Consider the following 15,759-nt stretch of genomic DNA (forward strand, 5'->3'; position numbering starts at 1 on the left):
ATCATAAGTCATCCTGAACTTGTTTCAGGATCTTATTTTTCTTTGAGATTCCGAAACAAGTTCGGAATGACAGAATCATTTATTCAAAATATTTTTTCCAAACTCCAGAAATTGTTTTACTTCATCAGTGCTCTGTCCTTCAGCATAGATTCTCACGATCGGTTCTGTTTCTGATGATCTTATCAACAGCCATCTGTTATTTCCTTCAAGGAAAAACTTTAAACCATTTATTACATTTCTGCTGCTGTAAAATGGTTTAACAAAAACTACTCTGAATTCAGAAATTTTATCTAAATATTTTTTATAAAGTTCCGGAAGCAAATCATTTCTGTCAGGTTTATCGTAACTCAAATCAATTCTGTCGTAAAAGATTTCTCCGAAAGTTTTTCTTTTATGATGAACATACTCGCTAAGCTTATTAAAACCGGAATGAGCAAGCATTTCAATCATAAATAATGATGAAAGAATTCCATCTCTTTCAGGAATATGAACGCCATAACCAAATCCGCCGCTTTCCTCGCAACCAAAAGCAATATTTTGTTTAATCATAACTTCAGTGATGTATTTAAATCCAACCTGAACATCAATAACTTTTCTCTGTTTTGTCTCGAAAAATGTTTTAAGCTTATCAGTAACACTTGAAGTTTTAATAATGTTGCCGCGATACTTTTTTATATTCACACAAAAATCAGCGAGCAACAAAATTGTTTCCTGAGCACTCAGCCAGCTGCCATCATCAAGCATTACGCCGCAACGGTCTGCATCACCATCTGTTGCAACTCCAATTGAATAATTACCTTGTTTTAATTCTTCTGAAAGCGGTTTGAGATTTTTTTCAATTGGTTCGGCTAATCTTCCAAAGAATTTTTCATCGGGTAACTGATAAATAGTTTTAGCCGGAATATTATGAGCAAGTAAAATTCGCTCGAGATAATCTGCTCCGGCACCACCCATCGAATCAATTAAAACGTTTAGTCGCGCAGTTCTTATAAGTTCAAAATCAATTAACTTTTCTAAATGATTAAAATAATCTATCAGAAAATTTTCCTGTGTGATTAGATTATTTCTTCGTATTAAATTTTTGTTAAGAAGTTTTTCAACTTTAGCAGTTTCCTCAGTAAGAAATGGTCCGCCGTAACTTGCTTTGAACTTTACTCCGTTATACTCTGGCGGGTTGTGTGAAGCAGTGATCATCACACCGGCAGAAAGAGATTTATTCTTTACAGTAAAAGAAAGAACCGGAGTTGGAATTACTCTGTCGGATAAAAAAACTTTTACTTTATTGCCTGAAAGAACTTCAGCAAAGATTTTTGCAAAGAGTTGTGAATTTTTTCTTCCATCAAATCCAATTGCAACTGAATTTTCATTATTATTTTCATTCAGATAGTCTGCAAATGCCTGAGCAACAATAGAAATTGATTGTTCATTTACTTCTTTATCGAGTAAACCACGCCAGCCATCAGTTCCAAAAAAAATGTTCATAAATTTCTCTTCGATATATTTTCTTCAACAAGTTTCTGAACTTCTTTGAAATTTATTTCACGAATTTTCTTTTTCTGTTTTACGGCAAGATATGCCAATGCACCACAAGCTTCACCAGTTGCAGCAGATGTAGGCTGAATTCTTAATGCACTGTGACCTTCACGGGTTGAAGAAATACAGCGACCTGCAACAAGAAGATTTTCAGCGTCTTTCACAATTAAAGCCCGAAGAGGAATTTCATAGTAATCACCTTCGGGAAGATGTTCCATTCGGCTATCTTCATCCTTTTGTCCGTGAATATCAATTCCGTAACAACCCCTTGCAATCGCATCATCAAATTTGTGAGCAAACTTTATGTCGTCACCTGTAACAATATAATCACCAATTGCGCGTCGGGTTTCTCTCACACCAACTTGCACAGCAGTTTCAAGTAGTATTGCGTTTTCAAAACCCGGAACCTCATCCTGTAACAATTTAACAACCTGATGAACCTGATTTCTTCCAAGCAGTTCTGCTTTTGTAAGATCTTCAGATGTAGAACCATCAATTCCAAGTATGTTGGATGTGTTGAATGAACCTTCGCCTGAATCCGGTAAAGTTGTAAAGAATATGTATTGAATATCTTCCTGAAGTTTCTTTTGAGCAATTGCTCTTTTAACGAAAGAGAAAAATCCTGCTATAGAAATTATTTTACTAAAGTCAAAATCATATTCCATCCAATCGAAGAAATCTTCTTTATGCTGCTTTGCATATTCAGTCACTGTTTTAACATCAATGCCTGCCATTCTGAAAAAGAGAGTTAGTGCCTGAAGTTTGCCTGTTTTCTCATCGCCTTTTACCCAGGGGAAATCTCCGAGGTAAACAAGTTGTGCATCGCCGGTTGTGTCAATAAATACATCAGCTTCGATGGTTATCTCTTCACCGTTTACTAAAACTTTTATCGCTTTAATATTATTCTGTTCTTTTATCACTTCGTTAATCTGGGCATTGAGAAGCACTGTTGAATTAGCATCATTCAGTAAATTAAAAGCTGAGGCACGAAAAGATGAAGCATAAAATCCATTATCAATCATTCCTTTTCTGTTTATCATTTCATTTTCTATATCTTCAAAAATTCCACGAACTAAAGTTTCATCATTTACTTTGTGTTTCATAAAAGGAGAGACCATTCCAGCAGTGGACATTCCACCCACAAATCCATAGTGCTCAACTAACAGAACAGAAGCTCCAAGTCTTGCAGCTTTTACTGCAGCGCTAATTCCGGCAATCCCAGCACCTGCTACAATTATATCATATTTAAGTTTTATGTTTTTCATTTTTTTTTGCTAAACTTTTTTCATCGCTTCAACAAACCAGCTTGTAACAATATGCGGACGAGTAATTGCTGTTCCCACTACAACTGCAAATGCCCCCAACTCAATCATTCTTTTTGCATCTTGCGGAGTATTGATTCTTCCTTCAGCAATAACGGGAGTTTTAATCTTATTAACTAATGATTTTACTAATTCAAAATTTGGCGATTTAATTTTATCACCGGCTGTTTCAGGTGTGTAACCATTTAAAGTTGTCGAAACAAAATCAGCACCAACTTCAGCACAGGCAATTGCTTCATCTTCTTTTGCGATATCAGCCATTACCAGACAATTAAAATCAGCTTTTACTTTTTTTATAAATTCGGGTCCGGTAAGGTTCTCTCTTTTTCTGAAAGTTCCATCAATTGCAATGATGTGTGTTCCGATTGAAATTAAATCTTCTACATCCTTTAAGCTTCCTGTAATCCTAACTGAAGCATCTTTAAACTTTGATTTGATTAAACCAATTACAGGAACCTGAGTTTGTTCAATTATCATTTTTGTTTTTTCTATTCCCTCTGAACGAATAGCAGCCGCACCGCCCATAATAGCTGCTTTGGCAAACATTGTAATTCCTTCCGGCGAGTTGAAAGGGGAATCACCTTCTGCCTGACACGATACAATCAATTGTCCTTTAAGCTTTTCTATTAATTCATTTAACATTTTGATTTACTTTTTCTTTAAGTGCTTTTTCGATTAAAGACGATTTTATGAAATTATGTTCGATTCCAAAATTTTCATTAATCAATGAATTAGTATGAAAGATATCTTCATTAAAATCCGGTAATGTTTCGGATTTATATAGTCTATAAGTCTGTGGTGCTATAAGCTGAACTCTCGCGCCTTTTGTCAACAGATAAATTTCGTAATCATTAAGGATTTTTTGCGCTTCATTCTCAAGAAAAAGTTCCTGACTTTCAATCGGAATGTTTAATGAAACCCAGAATCTTAAATCAAATAGTTGTACAAATTTTTCAACAGCTTTGTGATTAATAACTTCCTCATCTCTCGATAAATCAATGTTAAAACCATTATTGCCGGATTTACTTACAAACAAATTGAAATTAGCTTTGATTAATTCTCTTTTTATCCCCAGAAGTTTCATCAGTGAAAAGTTCTCACTGCAATCAATAATTTTTTTTGCTGAATAAACAAGCTCACCTTCCTTTGCGGAAAGATGAATCTGATTGAAAACTTTCCCGTCTTTTAATTTGAACGGAACAACATGAAACAATAAATCAACTTTACTTCGTTCAAGGTTTTGTTGTAAAACATATTTTACAGATTCAGGATTCATCACAACCTGATTCTGATATTTGTAAAATAATCCGTGTCTTTCTTCAACAATCTGATTATAAATTTTAAGAGTTATACCGGAAAGCAATTCTTCATTTATAAACTGATTACAACAAAGACTATGTGTAACTTCTCCACCGGGAAATCCGTAGTTGTTGAGCAACAAAACTTCTGCACCTTCATTTGATTTTTGAATTGCAGTAACGCAGCCAACAAGGTTAGCAGGATAAATTATGAAATCATATTTCTTGTCAATTACTTTCATTTCTTTTGCGAAGCTAAAATTACAACAGATTCATCTTGCGAAATTTTAGAAAGCTCAAATTCTGATAACGAAGTAATTTGAGTCTCGTTTATTAGTCCAGTAAAATCCAGAATCCGTGATGAAGCAATTATGAAAATATCAGGAACCAAAGCACCGGCATCTCCAAATGAAGTCAACTCTGAAATTATTTTTGAAATTGAAGATTTTACTTCACTTACTTTTACTTTCAATCCTTTTGCATTTTGCAATTGTAGTTTTATTGTTCCTTCTTTATCAATTACTCTGAAACTGTTCACATCTTCTTTTATCAATCCAAATAAATGCTTCTGAATTTTTTCAAGATTAAAGACAGTGAAGAAATCTGAGTTGAAGAAAATATTCACATTCTTTTTATCAGTCCTCAAAGATTTTGAAGCAATCTCAAGCAATTCTTCCTCTGATAAAATTTTACTAACAATTTCTTTTGAACGCATTTCACTCGAACCCATTGCAACGGCGATTACTTTTTTGTTTGTTGTGTCAATCTCAACGCTTACTTCAATCGTTTCCGGATTAGCACCCATTTTAACAACTGATTCAAATGCCTGCTGTCTTAAAGCAATTATATCATTTTCTGTCGGATTGATTATTGTTTTCTCGACCGAATCCCGAATCATTCCAAGCGCAGCACCAATCGCAGAAATTACTTCACAATCCTTTGCGATTCGATGAGGATAATTAAGATATTTTGATGTGAATGGAACAATTGCAGAAGCACCTCCACCACCACCGACTAACTCAACCAATTCTTTGTCTAATTTATATTCACGGATTAACTGATCAATTACAGGTTTAATTTTTTCCGCGGAGATTTTAAGAATTTCTTCAGCCAAATCATTTTCAGATTTATTAAAAATTTTTGACAAAGATGAAAAACATTTCTTAATGGAATTGATGTTTCCTTCGCTATGACCTTTTTCTTCAACAAGATTTAGTATGTACGATGCTTCGGTCGGTGTAACAGTAAATTTATTTTGTGATGATTTGATTTTAATAGCGAGATAATCATCAGGATCATTTTCAAGCGGTTGAATTTTTTCTAATTCAATATCAGAGAAATCTTCATCTGAGAATGCAACATAATTTAACTGAGCTATGTGAGCGCTTCTCGGACCAACATCAACAATTTTATTTTTGTAAAATCTCGGAACAGAACCACCTGCAATACCAAGCGTGCGAACATCAAGCGTTCGCAAGTATAACCGGTTGCCACCAATCTGTGCACTTTTAACTTGTGGTTTACCATTTTTAATTACAGAAATATCGGTTGAAGTTCCACCGACTTCAAGAAAAATTCCATCAGAAACTTTTTCGTACATTAAAGCTGCCGCAACTCCCGCAGCAGGGCCGGAAAGCATCGTAAGGATTGGTCGCTTTCGCATTTCGTTTATGTCCATTATTCCACCGTCTGAACGCATAACCATTAAAGGAGCTTTTACACCACTTTCACGAATTGCCTGCTCGGTCATATTTGCAGTCTCGAGCATCTTAGGCATCATACTGGCATTTATCACGGCAGTTCTCGTACGAACACGAAGTCCATATAATTTTGAAATTCTGCTTGCTGCACTGCAAAGCAAATTCATTGACTCAGCAACTTCAATAACCAAATCTTCATTTGCAGGATTATCAACTCCGAATGCTTCTGATGCAACTATTACCTGAGCGCCTTCGCTCAAAAGTTCTTCAATGCTTTTTTGTATTTGTACTTTTGAGATTTCTTTTGAAGTATTAACAAAACGAAATCTTGTTTGTAAAAATTTCCCGGGTGAAAGTTCAATGTTTTTAAGATTGATTTCATTCTTTGCCCGAAACGCTTCAACTCCTTTTGCCATTCCAATTATTCCAACAACAGCAACATCACCTTCAAGCAAAGCATTTGTTGCCTGAGTTGTTGAATGAGCAATCAATACAACTTCACCAGGCTGGATATTATTTTCAGTCAAAAGATTTTTCATCGAGTCAACAACTCCACGTGCAACCCCTTCTTTAGCTTTATGAGTTGTTGGCACACATGATTTTCCAACCAGTGAATAATCTGAAATATCCACTGCTACTGCATGAGTAAATGTACCGCCGACATCAATTCCTATTTTAATTTTTCTTGACATCAAATAATTCTTACTTTTTTATTAACATAAACTGAGAATATGTAATTGTCATTCTGAGTTTCCCGACTATTCGGGATATGAAGAATCTCTTGATTAGATCCTTCACTTCGTTCAGGATGACGAATAAAATCCTTTCAATGTATCATCACATAAACATTATTGCTGAAATAATTAATCCGATAAATGCTAATAACCATGTGTAAGGAATTGTATTCCATAAAACTTTTTGAACATCAACGCGCATTTCATTTGCAAGCCACACATTATGAGTATTTGTTGGATCAGAAATTCCCTGTATTTGTCCAACAGCCATCAATAGTCCCATCACTGAAGCGGGAATCATTCCACTTGCAAGAAAAACTGCTGCAAGTCCATATCCCATTCCCCAAACATTAAGTGGACCTCTATAAAGCGCCAGTGGAGCTGCTAAAGTGAATGTTAAAACATAAGCAAAAGCATTCGAAGGAATAATTTCTAACATCAGAGGTTTAATTAAATTAAGTACAGGCCAGCCATTTGGATATTGCGGTAATTGAGTTCCTGGACCCATTATAGCGACAAGCAACATTCCGATTCCAAACATCAAAGCAACTGCAGGCATTACAACTCCACCACCTTCAAAACATGACTTGATGAAAATATTTAAACTTCCTTTTTTATAAGTTGAAAGAAAAGCAAAGAGTAATCCAAGAATAAAAGATGCAATAAAATTCACATCGAATAAAAGTATAAGAAGTAAAGGAAGAAATGGAGAGAAGAAACTAACCCAGTATGGCTGAGTAAGATTTTCATTTTTCTTTAGTAATATTCTGATGAATGCAATTGCGAACAGAATAATTATCAAAGCTGCAACTAAAAATTTGATTAGATTTCCAATCTTTGAGAGGAATGCGTTTGTTGCATCTTGTGCTTCAGTGCTTAATAAATAATTGTAGGAATAATAAGCAACTGCAATAAGAATTATCAAGATTGATGATTTGATGAAAATATTTTTGAAGTTAATCTGATGTCCGTCTTTATAAAGTTGAATTGTTATATAACTTATTGCTACTAAAGTTGAGGATATGAGCATCAGCATTGCAAAAGGTCTGATTTCATTTACAGTAAGTCCCATTACGCTTATATAAACTGCCCAGTTACCAACATTAAGAATTCCACCGATGCTAAGTCCAAATAAAAATATTCCCACAGAAGTCATTGGACCAATTCCGACTGAAGACATAATTGGAAGTACGATTGTTGCAACCATAATTATTGCGCCTAATCCACCAAGAGTTGTGAACAAAGAAATAATCAATAGCAACATTATTACTGCAATCATCCACGGATTATCACCGGAAAGTTCGGCACCTTTTTTAATAAAAGCTTCTGCAACACCTGTCTTTTGCATTAAAATGCTAAGCATACTTCCGAACATTGCAATTGTGTATGCCTGATATAGTTTAAGTGAACCTTCGCCAATTACGAATTGAATAATATCATTGAAATGAATTCCACCACTTATTGAAATAAAAAAAGCCATTAAAGGAAGGGCAATTAACGCAGGAATCTTCCTGAAGAACATCATCAGAGCAAAGAAAAGAAAAATTGCTATCAGAAGAATTACCTGAATTGATTCCATATTGATTTTTTTTGTTTGTTAAAATTTAAATAAAGCGACTTTCAGGAAAAATTATTTTAGAATTTTCTTTATAAAAAAATTTTTTTTTTATATTTAAATCAGAAGTTCACGGAATTAAAAAGTTTTATATTTAGCAATAATCTGAGGAAGCTATGAAATACATCTTACCAAAAGTCCTTATCATTTTTCTTTTAACTTTAAATATTTCTTTTGCTCAGGTTGAGGAATGGAGATATACTCAAAGATTATATTTCCCGCCTGAAGATTCGCTTATCGTAAGACCATACCTTTCCACATTAGCAAGTGATGGAACTTTGTGGGTAATTTCCTCCCGGCTTTTAGATGTTAATGCTCATAATGCAATTTATAAGTTAGCTCCCGGTGATACTGTTTTTACAAAATTTATTGACTTTAGTGAGAACGGGGACTCTGATACGCTTACCGGGAATATCGGATTCTTGAGAGGTATAACCGTTCTGGGTAATACTCTATATATAGTAGCGACACAACCATATCCTAAAACGCAACCGAATACAGTATCAGCAACTTACCTGTATCCAAATTTTGATACTACTCAAGTTATTAAGTATGGGTTCGGAATTCAGGGAAGCGGATATGGTTCTTATAACCACGGAGCAGCCATTTCCAAAGATTCAATTTTATTTACAGGAATTTCTTTCGGTACAACTTTCAGATGTTATAACTTTAGTTATGGTTGGACCTCTGTTGGATATGGTTCGTATGTTCCGCCTCCACAGTATGTAATGGAACCCGGCGGACCAGATCAGGGTGGAAAAAGTTTTATCAGAGATGTTGCTTTAATACCAAATGCAAATTATGCAGATACTACAGTTCCTTTTTATACTTCAAGAAATTCAATTTCGTCAACTCAGCTTACCGGTGGAATTGCAAAATGGATAAATGGTAGTCAATATGATCCTCAAACTTACGATCCATTCAGAGTTGAAGACTTTGATTTCTTCCTGCAGTTTATAGATCCATATCCTTATGGAATTGATGTTGATGAAAACGGACTTCTGTGGGTTGCCGGAATTGATTCAACAAGACGATGGGTAAAAGCATTTGAAATTGATGGAATAAATGCTCTTGAAGTCTATGATTTACCAAGCCAATTCAGTGAAGATATTCCTGATCCAAATGGTGCTCCGATGACTTCACCGTGTGATGTATCAATCGGACCAAGCGCTTCAACAGCTTATGTAATTGATATGTGGTCCAGAGCTGCGTTTAAATTTGAAAAGCAATTAATTTCTGTTGAAGATAAGTACAATGGAATTCTGGATTATTCACTCGAGCAGAATTATCCGAATCCCTTTAACCCATCAACGATGATAAGATTTACATTACAAAATCAAAGTAATGTGAAGTTAATTGTAACTGATGTTCTGGGAAATGAAGTTGCAACAATTGTTGATGAGAATTTGCCCGCTGGGAAATACACAAAATCTTTCAATGCTTCTAATCTTCCAAGCGGTGTTTATTTCTATAGTTTAATTACGGATAATTTTAAGCAAACCAGAAAAATGTTACTTCTCCGATAAGTTATTCTGTTGGAGAGTTTAATACCTGTGGTCCATAAATGACCACAGGGAAATTTTTTGATTGATTTAATGAGTTGAAAATACCAATCAACTTAAATATGAAACACATTCTATTAAATAAAATCATTTTGATTTTTTTACTATTCAACTCTGTTATTCTTTCCCAGGGACAAACTGGCAAATTAGTCGGAACAATAACTGACGCAAATACCGGTGAACCTCTGATCGGTGCAAATGTTTTATTAGAAGGTACTAATATTGGCGCTGCAACAAATGCCGAAGGACGATTTATAATTCTTAACATCGCTCCGGGCAAATATAATGTTGTTGCAAGCATGGTTGGCTACACAAAAGTTATCGAAAAGAATGTTGAAATCTTCATTGATCGGACAACTCAGATAAATCTTAAACTATCAGATGAAACTGTTCAACTTGACCAGGTAGTGGTAGTTGCCAAAAGACCACCGATTATTAAAGACAGAACATCAAGTCAATCACACATTGACGATAAACAAATTCAGGCAGCACCAATTGAAGGATTAAGAGGAGCACTTGATTTAACTTCCGGATTTCAGAAAGATCAGAAGGGAAATTATTCGGTTCGTGGTTCATCCTCTTATGAAGTTAATTTTCAGATTAATGGTGTTGAGCAAATGAGCTCCAACACCAGTGCACCTGCAACTTTCGGAACTGAGAAGTCTGATAATTCATGGAAATATGATGTCAATCCTTTAGGTGTTCAACAATTACAGTTAATAACAGGTGGCTTTTCTGCTGAATACGGAAATGCTCAGGCAGGTGTTGTAAAAGTTGTCTTGAAAGAAGGTGCTCCTCGTTTTACCGGTGAATTCCGGGTAGAATACAGACCTTCAGGACAATACCATTATGGACCTTATATCTATGATAAAAATAATTGGGAATGGCAGAAGTGGGGAAAACTTGAAAACTGGATGGCGCGAAAAAATGAAATTGCTTCAGAATTAAAACTTGATATAAGATATCAATGGTATAAAGACAATGATCCTGATACATACAATCAACTTGTTGAAAGAGAAATAAAATGGGCTTACGATCTTTGGGTAAAAAATCACGAACCTTCTGAAGATAATGTTCTCGGAGTTTATGATTACAGACAATATTCTTATCAGCGTTATTTGTTTGGATTTGGTGGTCCACTCGGGAAAGATCCAAACATTCTTAAGTTTTACATTTCAGGAGAGTACAAAAGAAATCCAACCAGACTTCCTACTCCTGAAAAAGTACAGGTAACTCAAAACTATATTTTGAATATGACTTATCAGCCGTTCCCGCAACATAAGTTTAGATTTATGGGAAGCTATCAGAGTTATCTTGGCGGAATATGGTCTGGCTCTTCAGATATAAGATGGTCAGGACTTGCATTTACTCCACCTGGAGTTTCAACAAAATATCTTGTAACAATTGATCCAGTAAGAAATGAACAGACAATTGCTCAGACTCTTAATTGGGTTTATACAATAAGTAATACTTCCTTTTCTGAATTGATCTTAACACATCAGCAGGAAAAGTATGAATTGCCATTTAAATATCTTGCAGGTTACGGTTTAGAAGTTGACAGAGCAGATAGTTCAAAAGATCCAAGCGGAACTGTTTTAAGAGAAGGAAGCTGGTGGGAAAAAGATTTCTTCAGAGCACCATTTAGTTTCAGTACAAATTATTATCAGGATAGCCGTACTGAAAACTATGGATTAAGATTCGACTATACCAATCAGATTAATCAAAATCATTTGATTAAATCCGGTTTGTCGTTTAATTATTGGGATATGATAAATAATGGAGTTAATTCAAGTTTTCAGGCAAATAGTTTTGTTGCGCGAAATGGTTTTGCTGATTACTATAAAGCTTATCCAATAAGTTTAGGATTTTATGTTCAGGACAGAATGGAATTTGAAGGAATGATTGCTAACATCGGACTGAGAGCCGAAGCTTATAATTTTCAGGCAAGAGTGCCGGTTGATCCATTTAATGTTTTGTATCCGGGAACAGATGGTCCCGGAGTAATAGGAAATCCGGAAACTAAAGATTCAGAAACCAAATATATTTTCCTTCCAAGAGTAGGTGTTTCATTTCCAATCGGAGAAAGTACAGCATTCAGAATTCAGTATGGACATTTTGCTTCAATGCCAATTTTTTCTCAGGCACTTTCAAATAAAACCTGGGTTGGATGGCAGGGAATAGGAAATCCTAATCTTGAACCAAAAAAAACAATCCAGTATGAATTCGGATTACAACAAACTATTGGAGAAAGCAACAGACTGGATTTTGCTGTTTATTACAATGATCGTGTAACACAAATCGGTTCAAGAAATATTGCTGCTTATACCGGAAGCAGAAATCAGTTTGCAGGATTTACAGTTGATAACACACCACTTTATTATTACTTATCTTATGCCAACAATGCTTTCGGTTCAACGCTTGGCTTTGAAGCAACGCTTGAATCTTTTGGAACGAAAAACTGGTCATACAGAATTAGTTACAGCTTATCCCAAACTACAACAGGAAACTATGGCGCTTCGATAGTTTATCCTGACAATACACGGGGTTATTCAACAAGAAACTTTACCGGTGAATTTTTGGCTTCGTGGGATAGAACTCATAATCTCAGAACATTAGTTCAATACTTTTGGGATAAAGATGAAGGTCCTGAATTATTTGGAGTTAAGCCCCTTGCTGATGCTTCTCTTAGTATGACTTACACTGCACAATCTGGTGTTCCTTTTACTTATATCACGGATTTTGGACTTAGAGATGTTGTCAATAATCGTCGCTATCCGATTGAATCAAGTGTTGATATAAATTTTATCAAAAATATTTATTTCGGTTCATATAAGCTTTTGATTGGAATAAGAGTAATGAATTTGTTTGATAATAAATGGATTACACCAATGTCAACGAATGATGATATAAATCTGTGGGTAGAACAAGGTGTAACTATGATGGATGCCGGAAACAATCCTAACAGATTTAGTTATTTGGTTGCACCTTATCGTGCATTCAGTAATATTCCAAGACAGGTTTTCTTTACAGTAGGTTTCGGATTTTAATTATGAAGTATAAAATAAATTTATTTTTCATTTTACTTTTTATTCTATCGGTAAATCCAATAATAGTATTCGCTCAGATTGAATCATCATCACTGATATTTAATCGCGGTAAACTCTGGCAAACAGTTCAGTTTGGAAAAGTCGGTCCGCAATTTAGTAACTGGACACAAAGAGGCATTGGATTAGATTGGCCCGGATTTGATGCAAGTCTTATCAGTGATAATATTGGTGGACAAGCATCACATCTTGTTTCTGGTGGTTTGATTGTTGGAACAAAATGGACTCAGGATAGTATTCTTTCAGTTGAAGAATGGTCAATGTATGCTGGTTCGGTTGCTGAAGGAGCCGGAGCTAAATACAGAGTGAAAACTCATAGAAGAGTCTATCCAAATGGTGCAAATCATTGGTTGCAGTCCAATCCCAATGCTGGTGAAGAAGTGATTGAAACAATCTGGGAATATAATACTGACTACACAGATGAATTTCAGATCAAAAGAATGCTTCCGATAAGAGTAAGGAGAACTTCACATCAATGGAGTGGATCAAAAGCCGATGAGAATTATATAATTCACGAGTACATAATAAAAAATATCTCACCTGAGATAAAAAATATTGTTCCTCCAACGCGTTTTGTTGCTGATACACTTTTTGATTTTTATGCAGTGATAAATTACGGAATTCATAGTAATTCAAGATCATGGTCGGTGCTTTTTCCTTCGCTTTCACCCGGTGCCCGCAACACACAGTTTTTCTATAATTCAGCCAGAAGATTACTATATGGAAGAGCAGCAGATTATCCCGAAACTCCGGGATTAAATGAGGACTTTGGTTACTCACCGGCATTTGGTCCCACAATAAACGGAAGACCAACCGGCGAATATCTTGCACCGGCTTTTGCAGGCATTAAACTTTTATATTCTTCACCGGATAAAAACGGAATACAGTCTAATGTTGTAAGATATGGTTGGTCGGCTGCGAGTAATTCAATAGACCTCAGTGGACCACTTACAAACATCGGCTCGCTTGAAGCTCAGTATGATTTTGTTAAAGATATTCGTCTTGCTGCAAATTTTGTTTCAAGTTCAACAGATACAGTTTTTATGACCCGTTCCAGAATGTGGTCACTGATGCAACTTGGACCTTATGATATATTGCCCGGCGATTCTATCAGAATTGTTATTGCTGAGATTGTTGATGGAGTTGACTACAAGCAGGCAATTGACCCTCAGAACAATCCTGTTAATATAATTAATCGTGATACACGGAATGCATTTTTCGCTTCAGCAGACCGTGCACAACAGACTTATGACAATGGATTCAATCATAATGATCCACCTGCTGCACCAGACTTTATAGTTGATTATAATCGCGAAAGTCAATCTGTTGCAAATATTATTAAATGGAACAATGACAAAGAAGCAATTCCGGATCCTGATAATGGTAATTTTGATTTAGTTGGTTATATAATCTATCGCTCTGATTTTTTACCTATTGGTCCCTGGATTGCAATCGATACCGTTACAAAAGGTGATATTAATTATCTGGAAGGCAATACTTATACCTATGTTGATAGTTTGGTAACGATTGGACAAAGATATTATTATGCTCTGACTTCGTTTGATACTCAAGGTCTTGAAACTTCAATTTTTGCTAATCGTTTGCAGATACCCTTTACTGCAACACTACCACCAAGAGATAATCTGGAAGATATTCTGGTTGTACCAAATCCTTTTGTAATCGGAGAAGGATTTTCACAACCGGGTGAGCAGGATAAAATTCAGTTTGTTAATTTACCTAATCCTTGTACTATAAGAATTTATACTGTGCGCGGAGATTTGGTTAAAACAATTGATGTTAAGGAAGGTGATGGAGCAATAGTTTCGTGGGATCAGGTTACTGACTTTGGACAATTTGTTGAAAGCGGCGTTTATATTTTCCACGCTGAGTTTAATGGCGGAACTAAAATCGGAAAGTTCGCAATAGTGAGATAAAATTTATGGCAAAGAGTTTAATTAAAATATCATTACTGGTTTCTTTATTTGTTTCTTCGTTTGTCTTTGCACAAGACTTTAAGAAAACTGCAACAGCAGGCTTTGCATTTTTGGAAATTCCGGTTACAGCCAGAACAGCAGCACTTGGTGAATCTTCAATTGCTCTTTCTGATATGAATTCACAAGGAATTTTCACTAATCCTGCCTCCATTGGTTTTACAGAACTGACTCACTCATTTTCTGCATCATATTCAGGTTGGTTTGCTGATACTAAACACTATGCTTCCAGCTATTCATTCAAATCAGACCTTGGTGTGTTTGCAGTTGGAGTAGTTATGCTCGATTACGGTTCAATGCCCAGAACGGTTGCTGGTGGTGGTCAACGGGTTTATAATATACTTGGTTCATTTGATGCAAATTCTGTTTCACTCGGATTAGGTTTTTCAAAAATGCTGACTGATAGATTTTCGTTTGGATTAGTAGCAAAATATGTCGAAGAGAAAATAGATGTTTACAAAGCAAATAACTTTTTGTTGGATGGAGGAGTTTTATATTATACCGGACTTGGCTCTCTTCGGATTGCTGCAAGTCTTCAAAACTTCGGAACAAATTCAAAATTTATTGCTGATGAATTCAAAATGCCAATAATGCTCAGACTTGGAGCTGCTGCAGAACTAATCGGTCAAAAAGATTCTGAATACAGAATAACACTTACAGCCGAAGCTCTACATCCAACTGATGCAGATGAAAGAGTTAATATCGGAACTGAAATAGGATGGAATGAGATGATTATACTTCGTGCAGGATATAAATTTTTCTATGACGAAGAAACTTTTTCATTCGGTGTTGGATTGAATCCCGGAATAAGTCTGCCGGTTATTGCTGATTTTTCTTTTGTGGATTACGGAAGACTTGGTAATGTTTTGAGATTTACTCTTCAACTTGGTTTGTATTGAG

General features: G+C 35.4%; 10 protein-coding genes. 4 read left to right on the plus strand and 6 right to left on the minus strand.

What is annotated here, in order from left to right; genetic code table 11:
• Positions 1-75: 75 nt before the first annotated feature.
• The 6 genes from Q0X14_RS15465 to Q0X14_RS15490 form a co-directional block, all read right to left on the minus strand.
• Complete coding sequence (locus Q0X14_RS15465) at positions 76-1,482, minus strand: phosphoglucomutase (RefSeq protein ID WP_297840633.1); 1,407 nt, start codon at positions 1,480-1,482, stop codon at positions 76-78.
• Positions 1,479-2,798: an FAD-dependent oxidoreductase gene (locus tag Q0X14_RS15470; protein WP_297840635.1), complete on the minus strand. Its 1,320-nt coding sequence runs from the start codon at positions 2,796-2,798 to the stop codon at positions 1,479-1,481. Before Q0X14_RS15470 ends, Q0X14_RS15465 begins: the two co-directional genes overlap by 4 nt.
• A gap of 9 nt (positions 2,799-2,807) precedes the next feature.
• On the minus strand, positions 2,808-3,497 hold the full coding sequence (locus Q0X14_RS15475) for an N-acetylmannosamine-6-phosphate 2-epimerase (protein ID WP_297840637.1): 690 nt from the start codon (positions 3,495-3,497) through the stop codon (positions 2,808-2,810).
• On the minus strand, positions 3,487-4,395 hold the full coding sequence (locus tag Q0X14_RS15480; RefSeq protein WP_297840639.1) for an FAD-dependent oxidoreductase: 909 nt from the start codon (positions 4,393-4,395) through the stop codon (positions 3,487-3,489). The genes Q0X14_RS15475 and Q0X14_RS15480 overlap by 11 nt, the downstream gene beginning before the upstream one ends.
• Positions 4,392-6,545 carry a hydantoinase/oxoprolinase family protein gene (locus tag Q0X14_RS15485; RefSeq protein ID WP_297840642.1) on the minus strand — a complete coding sequence of 718 codons (2,154 nt, stop codon included), beginning with the start codon at positions 6,543-6,545 and terminating at the stop codon, positions 4,392-4,394. The genes Q0X14_RS15480 and Q0X14_RS15485 overlap by 4 nt, the downstream gene beginning before the upstream one ends.
• 145 nt (positions 6,546-6,690) lie before the next feature.
• A complete protein-coding gene (locus Q0X14_RS15490) occupies positions 6,691-8,166 on the minus strand; it encodes a citrate transporter (protein WP_297840645.1) in 1,476 nt (491 codons plus the stop codon).
• A gap of 152 nt (positions 8,167-8,318) precedes the next feature.
• Between Q0X14_RS15490 and Q0X14_RS15495 the strand changes: the two genes are divergently transcribed.
• The 4 genes from Q0X14_RS15495 (at position 8,319) to Q0X14_RS15510 (ending at position 15,758) form a co-directional block, all read left to right on the plus strand.
• On the plus strand, positions 8,319-9,728 hold the full coding sequence (locus tag Q0X14_RS15495) for a T9SS type A sorting domain-containing protein (protein ID WP_297840648.1): 1,410 nt from the start codon (positions 8,319-8,321) through the stop codon (positions 9,726-9,728).
• Between the two features lie 98 nt (positions 9,729-9,826).
• Positions 9,827-12,811: a TonB-dependent receptor gene (locus Q0X14_RS15500; RefSeq protein ID WP_297840652.1), complete on the plus strand. Its 2,985-nt coding sequence runs from the start codon at positions 9,827-9,829 to the stop codon at positions 12,809-12,811.
• A 2-nt stretch (positions 12,812-12,813) separates the two neighbouring features.
• On the plus strand, positions 12,814-14,802 hold the full coding sequence (locus tag Q0X14_RS15505; protein WP_297840654.1) for a hypothetical protein: 1,989 nt from the start codon (positions 12,814-12,816) through the stop codon (positions 14,800-14,802).
• Between the two features lie 5 nt (positions 14,803-14,807).
• On the plus strand, positions 14,808-15,758 hold the full coding sequence (locus Q0X14_RS15510; RefSeq protein ID WP_297840656.1) for a PorV/PorQ family protein: 951 nt from the start codon (positions 14,808-14,810) through the stop codon (positions 15,756-15,758).
• Position 15,759: the final 1 nt, after the last annotated feature.

This window comes from Ignavibacterium sp. (genome assembly GCF_025998815.1).
Classification (GTDB): domain Bacteria; phylum Bacteroidota; class Ignavibacteria; order Ignavibacteriales; family Ignavibacteriaceae; genus Ignavibacterium.